The sequence below is a fragment of the Crenothrix sp. genome (genome assembly GCF_043729335.1).
GTDB lineage: Bacteria > Pseudomonadota > Gammaproteobacteria > Methylococcales > Methylomonadaceae > Crenothrix.
In genome coordinates this window covers 1-8,112 of record NZ_JAYTLQ010000047.1, presented here as the reverse complement: position 1 = coordinate 8,112, position 8,112 = coordinate 1, and the positions used below count along the sequence as shown (strand labels likewise).

Sequence of the window (8,112 nt, the reverse complement as noted above, 5' to 3'; positions counted from 1 at the left end):
TAACTCAGGAGGCATTGACTTGGAGATTCCTGTTTGTGGCACCTATTTTGGTAACCCATTGATAAAAATCAACCTGCATTGATTTGTAGGGACTACCCGTCACACTATCAACGTCAACCACACGATCTTGAATAGTCACATCACGCATCCAGCTGCTTTGCGCACCCGTCATCACATTAACCTGTGATAACAATTGGCTTTCTTTAGCGATATGCTCACCATGAAAAACAACATGCGCATTGTCGGCTAGACCATCACCCCAGTCTGCCATGCTATTAGCAACCGAATGCGTAGATACCGCCGCTAACGGCGTGTTACCTAACCACTGTTCACCGTTTTCTATCCAGGGCACAATATGTAGATTTTCAACTTCATGCCATCCACCCACGGCATTGGCCACTTGCTGAAAGCCATCTTCCATCGTATCTAAAACAACCAGACGACTACCAACCGGCGGCTTGGCCAACAAAGACATGCCTTCATCCGAACGTGGATCAACAATAATCAACGTCTCTGAATTATCCAAAGGCTGGGTTATTGCCTGAGCGGCATAATTAAGTAAACTGGATTTTTCCGAACCCGATTTTTGCTCGGTGGGATCTTTATCTAGCCCTAGTGTTTCAAAGTTAAAATCAGACTGACGACTGACATCCGGCACGCTGTCTTTTTGCACGATACTGTCGTGGATAGCGTCGTTGGCGGTGGCTACTAGCGCCCCGTCAAATAATAGCCGACTTTCCAGCGCTAAACGTAATGAAGAAGTTGATTTTTTGTTAACTTTTGACTGGCGGCTAGAATTTTTTTTCATCGGCTTATCGGTTTAGTAGTCTATTGTGAAACGGATAAACCAAATGTAGATCAGCGCAACAAAATTACTAGAGTAATTAAAAAATAAATGTCACTTTGTGACGTTTTTTGGCTTTAAAGCATCCAACAATCGATGAAGACATAAATGGAATGTAAAGTATTTATTTGAAGAATAGCTCTAAACACAACAATTTCCAATCTCTAGCCACTCTAAATTGAAATCGCTGTACAATTCAGATAACCGATTTATGGGAGACAACATAATGGCCTTACACACAAAATTAGACACCGAAAGCGTTTATATGAGCGAAACCGATTACTTGACCAGTGAACTAAGTTCTGAGGTTAAACGGGAATATATTGATGGACGTGTTTATGCAATGGGTGGGGCAAGCAATAATCATTCACGGATAAGCGCTAATGTTCTTCGTGACTTTGGGAATCACCTAAAAGGTAAGCCGTGCGAGGCTTTTGCAGCGGATACCAAAGTTAAAGCCGGACAAAATTACTTTTATCCCGATGTTGTCGTAGATTGCAGCCAGCCTTCTGGCGATGACTATTTCACTAAAGCGCCGGTGATCATTGTTGAAGTGTTATCAAAATCCACCAAAAAACATGACCTGACCACCAAGCTGGTGCAATACATTAACCTGCCGTCTTTACAGGAATATGTGCTGATAGAACAAGATTGTGTTGAGGTACAGATTCTTCGTCGGCGCAATCATTGGCAATCAGAATATTATTTTCTGGGGGATTCAGTAACCTTTGACCCTATTGGGTTGACGCTCAGTGTTGAAGCCATTTATGACCGCGTTGATAACAGCGATATGAATGAATATAGGCAGCCGCAGCCTGAAGTATAGTTGTTTGGCGACCCAACATCTCTCATTAAGTTAATGGAAATCGGGTAGGGTGGCAGGCTTTTGTGCCCACCTTGTTACATTCCCGTACTGTTGCAGGTGGGCACAAAAAGCTTGCCCACCCTACTTTTTGAACCCAACATGTGCAATGATTTGATCATGTTGGGCTGAGAAAAACCATCAACCCAACATTTTGTCGTAGATTCAGGTAGAAACTGGCCTTAGTGAATAGCCAAAAATTATTACCAGAAAATTTGTGTTAAATAAACACGGCCATTGCTGTCTTTGGCAACACCAATACCCGTCAATTTATAACCGCCGACAATATTGGCAAGATGCCCGGGACTTTTAAGCCAGCCATCAACAGCCGCACCCGCAGAATCAGCATAACCATTCCAGGCCACATTTTCAGCAGCACCGCCATTAGGGATGCTCTGGGCTATAACTGTTGCGCGTTGGTTAAAACCATCATGCCCAAAACCTACTTTACCAGTGGCCATATTTTCACTATGCCCACGCGCCACATTAGCTATCGTGCTATTAAACGTTAATGCCGGTAAACCTTTGCTTGCACGGAAAGCATTAATTTTTTGGTGGACACTTTGTTCTATACCGGTAATATCAGTGGCGGGCGGTTGATTATCTACCGGTGGATTAACAGGTGGATTGTTCGGTAGATTAACGGGAGGATTAATACCTGTGGTGGTCGTACCAAACAACAACGACACACTATTATCTAAATAATTAGCGGTAGCAATATCCAGTTGCTTATCACCGTCAAAATCACGTACAGAAATAGATGCAGGTGCCTTGCCGGTATCAAAGGCTTTCTGGTTCATAAAATTACCCCCAGCTTTACCCTGCAAAAACGAAATAGTGTCACCCTGAAAATTAGCCACCACCAAGTCGGGTAACGCATCTTTATTAAAATCGGCGGCCATAACCGAGATAGGCCCCGTACCCACATTAAAATGGCGAGCGGCCAGAAATGCCCCATTACCTTTACCGAGTAATACAGAAACCGAATTGCTTTGAAAATTAGCAACCGCAATATCCAGTTTAGAATCTTTATTAAAGTCTTTTATGACGGTAGCAACCGGCCCTGATCCAACTTTAAACGTTTTTTTAGACGAAAAATTTCCGGCGCCATTACCCAGCAATACCGTAACCGATTGACTGCCATAATTGGCAACCACTAAGTCTGCACGACCGTCTTTATTAAAATCACCCATGCCCACAACACTGGGCTTACTGCCTACCGCTATGGATACAGGTGCTTTAAAGCTGCCATTCCCTTTTCCCATAAGCAGGCAAATCTTATTGGTTGTATAGTTGGCTACCGCCAAATCGGGAATCTTATCCGCGTTAAAATCAGCAACGTTAACATCAAAAGGTGTACTGCCAGCCGGATAGTTTATAGCTGGTTTAAACTTGCCGTTACCCAAGCCCATTAATACCGAAACACTGTTGCTGCCGTAATTGGCCGTGATTAAATCTGGCTTGCCATCGGCATTGGTATCAGTAGTGCGAATGGCCTGCGGAGTTTTTCCGACCGCCATTTTCTTAGGCGCTTGAAAATAGCCGTTGCCACTGCCCAGCAAAACAGAAACCGAATTGTCTTTATCATTGGCAACCACCAAATCAATCATTTTATCTTTATTTACATCACCGTCAGCAACAGCAATAGAGCCATTGCCGACCGCTAAATCTTGGCCTCTATCAAAGCTAGCCGCAGCGCAGGGAAGGATGATAATTGCCGAGAATAAGCCCGAACAAAAAATAAGGGAGGGAATCATTTTACGCATGTACTAAATCTCCAATTAAACAGAACCTTGTTTTTATTGTTGCAACTGTTTAATAAGAATCTTCAACTCATGCGCGGAGCATTTACACGACGTCTTTCTAGCCTGCCTCAAAAAAGGCTGCCGAAATTAAAAGCCAAGCATGGCTTGAGTTAATTCTGGTAGCTCGAATATCCGCAATTCAAACCCGTATGACGTTATTTTGTGAAGAACTGAAGATTCTTACTAAGCAAGCAGATCAGTGAGGTAAAATTTAGGCAAAAAAAAGCCCCCGTAACAATTTCGGCTATACATCAACGAAACGCACGAGGGCAAAAAACTACACTTGCCTTAAAGAACCTAACTCACAAACGCTGCCATTAAATCAACTGAGTGATAACATAAAAAATGAATTCAGCCGCCCACCAAGCCCTAGTCATCCATTACAGGACAGCTGAAGGCTCTTTCCAGTTTTCAGTCATTTAAAATAATGGCAGTGAGGCTAGTATAAGGACGTAAAATTAAGCCATGCTTAAACACACTACAACATGTAAAATATTTTTTAGTTTATTTCAAACTATCGGTCACATGAGGTTCAATTAACCGATACATCACATGATGCATTTTAGGATTACCGGCAATAATATTACCGGATTCCATATAATTTTCACCAAACGAGAAATCAGTGACCACACCACCCGCTTCTTTTATTAAGAGAATGCCAGCAGCAACATCCCATTCCATAGTACCGATTTCCCAAAAGCCATCCAAACGGCCACAAGCGACATACGCCAAATCTAAAGCCGCCGCCCCTGCCCTGCGTATGCCGGCTGCATCAGTCGTAATAGCACGGAACATCCCCAGATAAGCATCAAGATGAGTAGCGGTTTTAAAGGGAAAACCCGTACCAATCAGTGCGCCTTTTAATGTCGATTGATTGGTCACTCGAATACGGCGATTATTTAAAGTAGCACCGCCACCCCGTTTAGCGGTAAACAATTCATCGCGTAACGGATCGTAAATAACCGCAACTTCCAAACGGCCTTTGTGCTTTAAAGCGATGGATACGGCATATTGCGGAAAACCGTGTAAAAAATTAGTCGTACCATCTAAAGGATCAATCACCCAAACAAAATCATTGCCTTGATGTTGGCCACTTTCTTCCGCCAAAATAGCGTGATCAGGATAAGCCGCTCTGATAATGTTGATAATTTCCCGTTCTGCCATGCGATCGACTTCGCTGGCGTAATCATTTTTACCTTTTTGGTCGATACGAAGGTTGCTGACACTGTCGGCAGAACGTAATAGCAGATCGCCCGCACTTCTGGCGGCACGAACGGCAATATTGAGCATTGGTTGCATAGATTTAGATTGGTAATGAGCGCAGAAAACCGTATAGCATACCAAATCTTTTGGTAAACTTAGGACTTTTTAAACTTTGGTTACCGCATTGCTCTCGCATATTAAAATTGTTCTGGTCGAAACCACTCATCCCGGCAATATCGGTGCCGTTGCCCGTGCCATGAAAAATATGCAGATGAGCAATCTCTGGCTGGTGGCTCCTAAAATATTTCCCAGTGCCGATGCCACTTCCAGAGCCTCTGGCGCGGATGATGTGCTATCAAATGCTATTGTCTGCTCAACCTTACAAGAAGCCATTAGCGATTGCCAAATCGTCATTGGTGCCAGTGCGCGTTGCCGCACCATTAGCTGGCCAGAACTTACACCCCGCGAATGCGCGGAAAAATTTGTCACCCGCAGCCCCGACCAAAAGATCGCCATTTTATTTGGCCGGGAAAATTCCGGCTTGAAAAATCACGAACTGGACTTATGTCAGTACTTATTGCGCATCCCCTGTAATAGTGAATACAGCTCGTTAAATATTGGCGCAGCGGTGCAAGTTGTGTGTTATGAACTGTTTGTTGCTGCTGGCATCCAACAATCCATCACCATTGGTGATAAAGGTGAAATGCCGTTGGCTACCGCCGAGCAAATGGAATTGTTTTACACGCATTTGTTACAAACGCTGTACGACATCAATTTTATGCAAGGCAACAGCTCACAATCCATTATGCGGCGTTTGCGCCGGATTTATAACCGCGTGCAACTAGACACCAAAGAACTTGACATACTGCGAGGTATTTTAAGGATGTCCCAGGGCAACAAGAGAAACGACTGAATGTTTAAGCAAATAAAAGAAGATATTGCCTGCGTTTTTGAACGCGATCCTGCCGCGCAATCGGTGCTGGAAGTGGTGACCACTTACCCTGGTTTTCACGCGGTACTTATTCACCGTGTCAGTCATTTGTGCTGGCAAGCCAATTTCAGATGGCTAGGGCGCTTTATTTCTCACATTGGCCGCTGGTTAACCGGTATTGAGATTCATCCGGGCGCACAAATTGGCCGACGCTTTTTTATCGACCACGGCATGGGCGTGGTCATAGGCGAAACGGCCATTATCGGTGACGATTGCACTTTATATCATGGCGTTACCTTGGGTGGCACGACCTGGAATAAAGGTAAGCGCCACCCTACCCTGCATAATGGTGTGGTCGTTGGTGCGGGCGCTAAAATTCTAGGCCCTATTGAAATTGGTGCAGGCGCACGGGTGGGTTCCAATTCGGTTATTTTAAAATCGGTGCCGCCGGGTGCTACTGTTGTAGGCATTCCTGGCCATATTATCGACTCCAAAACCAAAACCCAAAAACCGCAATATGGCTGGTTGAATGGCGACTCCGAATACGCAGAATCGCCTACCCAAAACACTGTAAATCCGGAACGTGCCAAAATCGCCTCCAAGATGGGTTTTGATGCCTATGGCGCAACCGCTGATATGCCTGATCCAGTCGCCTTTGCCATTAACCGTATGCTGGATCATATCAACGTTTTGGATGAGCATATTGAATCCATGCAAAAAGCCATTAATGAGGCGGGCATCAAATGCCCAAAAACACCAATGTGCAAATTAGAGGGCTGTGAACTGACCGACAACTACGCGCCAGATAATCCTGCTAACGCGGACACACCACAACCATGATCTACCTAGACCATAACGCGACCACGCCGATACATCCCAAGGTGCTGGAAGCCATGCTGCCATTTTTGGGCGCGTTTTATGGCAACCCGTCCAGCTTGTACCGTCATGGTCGCTTGGTACGTAGTGCGATTGATACGGCACGTAGCCAAGTCGCGAACTTAATTAACGTACAACCAACGCAAATTATCTTTACCAGTGGTGGCACTGAAGCCAATAATTTAGCCTTGCAGTCTATACCGCCTTTGGGCAAGTTGGCTATCTCGGCTATCGAGCATCCTTCAGTTAGCCAACCTGCCGCACACTTGCAACAAAAAGGCCATGACCTTACTATTATAGAGGTTGATAATAATGGCTTGGTTACGCAAGCAGCTATCGACAAGGCGATAGCCGAAAAACCGGATTTTGTTTCTATCATGCTGGCTAATAATGAAACCGGCGTAATCCAGGATGTTGCCCGCTATGCTGAGCAATTCAATGCCCTTGGTACAACCGTGCATACCGATGCCGTGCAAGCCTTGGGCAAAATACCGGTCGATTTTGAGCAATTGGGTGTGCAGTTAATGTCATTGTCCAGCCATAAAATTTACGGACCAAAAGGTTGTGGTGCGCTGGTATTTGCCAAAGGTACAACGATCACACCCATGTTGCGGGGCGGTAGCCAAGAACAAGACTACCGAGCTGGCACTGAAAATGTCGCCGCTATTGTCGGTTTCGGCAAGGCGGCAGAACTGGCATGCGCGGAACTTGTTGCCCGTACCGAACATCTAACTAATTTAACAACCTTGCTGGAAAGCGCACTACTCGGCATTCCAGGCTTGAGCATTTTTGCACAACATGCCCAGCGCTTACCTAACACGGTGCAATTTGGCATTGACGGCATGGATGGCGAAATGTTGCTGATGAAGCTTGATCAAAAAAGTATTGCGGTATCTAGCGGATCGGCCTGTGCCAGTGGTGGCAACACACCTAGCCCTGTATTGTTGGCAATGGGAGTTGAGGCTAATCTGGCCAAAAGCGCCATCCGTATTAGCTTAGGGCTAAACAATACCGAAGCCGAACTACTAGAATTTATCACTGTTTTAAAGTCGCTGGTTAATCCAGCCTATTGAAGTCAAGAGGTCATCATGTCCGTATCGTTAACTGAAAACGCCGCCCGCCAAATTAAAAAACAACTGGATAAGCGCGGCAAAGGCCTCGGCTTAAAACTGGGCACCAAAAAATACGGTTGCTCCGGTTATGCCTACACACTGGATTATTCAGATGCTCTAGTCGAAAACGACGTGGTATTTGAGGAATTTGGTGTCAAAGTCATCATCAGCCAGACTGATCTGGACTTGATTAACGGCATTCAACTCGACTACCGCAAAGAGGGCTTGAATGAAGCTTTTCAGTTTGATAACCCCAATGTAACGGGTACGTGTGGGTGTGGCGTGAGTTTTTCGGTAAGCTAAACCTAGTACTTAGTCAGCTTTATAATGTCGAGTACTATAAAATACTCCGTTCGTCCTTATATCTTGATTCTGGATCTGAGCCTGTCGAAGGACTTGTGGTTCATGGTTCGACAAGCTCACCACGAACGGTTTTTTAAAATATCTGACTGACAAAATAAGATTGACTGAGTACTAGG

General features: G+C 45.0%; 8 protein-coding genes. 5 read left to right on the top strand and 3 right to left on the bottom strand.

Translation table 11 applies throughout. The features are described 5' to 3' along the window. Positions 1-4: 4 nt before the first annotated feature. The gene (locus tag ACHZC4_RS10105) at positions 5-808 is read right to left on the bottom strand and encodes a DUF4347 domain-containing protein (RefSeq protein WP_394753720.1); all 804 of its coding nucleotides are present in this window, start codon (positions 806-808) and stop codon (positions 5-7) included. 262 nt (positions 809-1,070) lie between these two features. Here ACHZC4_RS10105 and ACHZC4_RS10100 point away from each other — a divergent pair, with 262 nt between their 5' ends. Then, on the top strand, positions 1,071-1,670 hold the full coding sequence (locus ACHZC4_RS10100; protein ID WP_394753719.1) for a Uma2 family endonuclease: 600 nt from the start codon (positions 1,071-1,073) through the stop codon (positions 1,668-1,670). A 239-nt stretch (positions 1,671-1,909) separates the two neighbouring features. On the opposite strand, the gene ACHZC4_RS10095 is transcribed toward ACHZC4_RS10100, so the two are convergent. Beyond that, positions 1,910-3,472 (bottom strand): FG-GAP-like repeat-containing protein, encoded by a 1,563-nt coding sequence (locus tag ACHZC4_RS10095; RefSeq protein WP_394753718.1) that lies wholly within the window; start codon positions 3,470-3,472, stop codon positions 1,910-1,912. A gap of 543 nt (positions 3,473-4,015) precedes the next feature. After that, positions 4,016-4,810 carry an inositol monophosphatase family protein gene (locus ACHZC4_RS10090; RefSeq protein ID WP_394753717.1) on the bottom strand — a complete coding sequence of 265 codons (795 nt, stop codon included), beginning with the start codon at positions 4,808-4,810 and terminating at the stop codon, positions 4,016-4,018. A gap of 88 nt (positions 4,811-4,898) precedes the next feature. On the opposite strand from ACHZC4_RS10090, the gene ACHZC4_RS10085 reads away from it, so the two are divergent. From ACHZC4_RS10085 to ACHZC4_RS10070, 4 genes are read left to right on the top strand one after another with little or no spacing between them, the layout of a single operon-like run. Continuing rightward, positions 4,899-5,627: an RNA methyltransferase gene (locus tag ACHZC4_RS10085; protein ID WP_394753721.1), complete on the top strand. Its 729-nt coding sequence runs from the start codon at positions 4,899-4,901 to the stop codon at positions 5,625-5,627. After that, positions 5,628-6,485 (top strand): serine O-acetyltransferase, encoded by an 858-nt coding sequence (cysE, locus tag ACHZC4_RS10080; protein WP_394753716.1) that lies wholly within the window; start codon positions 5,628-5,630, stop codon positions 6,483-6,485. Next, the gene (locus ACHZC4_RS10075) at positions 6,482-7,594 is read left to right on the top strand and encodes a cysteine desulfurase family protein (RefSeq protein ID WP_394753715.1); all 1,113 of its coding nucleotides are present in this window, start codon (positions 6,482-6,484) and stop codon (positions 7,592-7,594) included. The genes cysE and ACHZC4_RS10075 overlap by 4 nt, the downstream gene beginning before the upstream one ends. 15 nt (positions 7,595-7,609) lie before the next feature. Further along, positions 7,610-7,936 carry a HesB/IscA family protein gene (locus tag ACHZC4_RS10070; RefSeq protein ID WP_394753714.1) on the top strand — a complete coding sequence of 109 codons (327 nt, stop codon included), beginning with the start codon at positions 7,610-7,612 and terminating at the stop codon, positions 7,934-7,936. The last annotated feature ends 176 nt before the right edge of the window (positions 7,937-8,112 follow it).

What these genes read in the sequence shown, in the direction of transcription:
- ACHZC4_RS10100 (WP_394753719.1), top strand. Translation starts at nt 1,071, where the DNA reads ATGGCCTTACACACAAAATTAGACACCGAAAGCGTTTATATGAGCGAA.
- ACHZC4_RS10075 (WP_394753715.1), top strand. Translation starts at nt 6,482, where the DNA reads ATGATCTACCTAGACCATAACGCGACCACGCCGATACATCCCAAGGTG.
- ACHZC4_RS10105 (WP_394753720.1), bottom strand. Translation starts at nt 808, where the DNA reads ATGAAAAAAAATTCTAGCCGCCAGTCAAAAGTTAACAAAAAATCAACT.
- ACHZC4_RS10090 (WP_394753717.1), bottom strand. Translation starts at nt 4,810, where the DNA reads ATGCAACCAATGCTCAATATTGCCGTTCGTGCCGCCAGAAGTGCGGGC.
- ACHZC4_RS10070 (WP_394753714.1), top strand. Translation starts at nt 7,610, where the DNA reads ATGTCCGTATCGTTAACTGAAAACGCCGCCCGCCAAATTAAAAAACAA.
- ACHZC4_RS10095 (WP_394753718.1), bottom strand. Translation starts at nt 3,472, where the DNA reads ATGCGTAAAATGATTCCCTCCCTTATTTTTTGTTCGGGCTTATTCTCG.
- cysE (WP_394753716.1), top strand. Translation starts at nt 5,628, where the DNA reads ATGTTTAAGCAAATAAAAGAAGATATTGCCTGCGTTTTTGAACGCGAT.